Source organism: Bradyrhizobium altum (genome assembly GCF_020889705.1).
GTDB classification, from domain to species: Bacteria; Pseudomonadota; Alphaproteobacteria; order Rhizobiales; family Xanthobacteraceae; genus Bradyrhizobium; species Bradyrhizobium altum.
Genome location: NZ_JACMYP010000576.1, coordinates 1 through 961, shown reverse-complemented (window position 1 = coordinate 961; position 961 = coordinate 1). Strand labels below are relative to the sequence as shown.

General features: G+C 62.5%; 2 protein-coding genes. Both read left to right on the top strand.

Annotation, left to right across the window (positions count from 1 at the left end):
* Positions 1-83 precede the first annotated feature (83 nt).
* Positions 84-530 carry an IS66-like element accessory protein TnpA gene (gene tnpA / locus H8B02_RS47475; protein WP_229172546.1) on the top strand — a complete coding sequence of 149 codons (447 nt, stop codon included), beginning with the start codon at positions 84-86 and terminating at the stop codon, positions 528-530.
* Positions 511-864: an IS66 family insertion sequence element accessory protein TnpB gene (tnpB, locus tag H8B02_RS47470; RefSeq protein WP_229172545.1), complete on the top strand. Its 354-nt coding sequence runs from the start codon at positions 511-513 to the stop codon at positions 862-864. Before tnpA ends, tnpB begins: the two co-directional genes overlap by 20 nt.
* The last annotated feature ends 97 nt before the right edge of the window (positions 865-961 follow it).

Here is a 961-nt window from a genome sequence, read left to right as displayed (position 1 = left end):
GTAAGCGCTATTTTTGACGCACCTGTGCAATTGAGTGTCCGGATGGGATGAGGTGTCCACCATGAACAAGGTGGACACCATCGATGATCACTCCAGAGGAACCTTTTAAGCTTGAGACGCTCGGTGTGTTGCGGAATGGCCGGCGTCGCTATGACCCGGCCAGCAAACAACAGCTGGTCGAAGCCTGTCTGCGGCCTGGCGTGTCGCTGGCGGGGCTGGCGTTGCAACACGGCGTGAACGCGAACCTGCTGCGCAAGTGGGTGGCCAAGCGACAACTTCAGAGCGGCAATAGCCCGGCGGAAGCGCGGGCGCCGATTGCGCCGGCGTTTATTCCGGTTAGCGCGCCGTCGACGTCGCCGACTCGATCTGCTGGCGCGATCGCGGTTTGCGCGACGGAGCGATCCTGTGCCGGGCGGCTGACGGCATCGATGCCCAACGGAGTGACACTTTCGCTGGAAGGCGGCGACGCGCAGTTGCTGTCGGCGGTGATTGAAGCGCTGGGGCGTTGCGATGTTCCGACTGGCGTCTGATCTTCGGGTCTATCTTCACCGCGAGCCGATTGACTTCCGGGCGGGCATCAACAGCCTGGGGATCGTGGTCGAGCAGTCGATGGGGCTGGATCCGTTCCAGCGCGCGGTGTTCGGGTTCTGCAATCGCCGGCGCGACCGGATCAAGCTGCTGATTTATGATCGGTCGGGATTTTGGATGCTGCTGAAGCGACTGGAGGCGGACAGATTCCACTGGCCCGGAAGCCAGGAGGCGGTGCTGACGCTGACGACGGAGGAGCTGCACTGGCTGCTTGACGGCATCAACATCGCGGCGGTGCGTCGCCATCCGGTGCGGCAATATCAGAGCGTGGGCTGACAGTGTTCGATGCGGCGGCGTCATCGGATGACGGCCGCCAACTACATGGAACCCGGTTGACGCGGCGGCACGACTTCGATTCAAGACTACGATGAGT

What these genes read in the sequence shown, in the direction of transcription:
- tnpA (WP_229172546.1), top strand. Translation starts at nt 84, where the DNA reads ATGATCACTCCAGAGGAACCTTTTAAGCTTGAGACGCTCGGTGTGTTG.
- tnpB (WP_229172545.1), top strand. Translation starts at nt 511, where the DNA reads ATGTTCCGACTGGCGTCTGATCTTCGGGTCTATCTTCACCGCGAGCCG.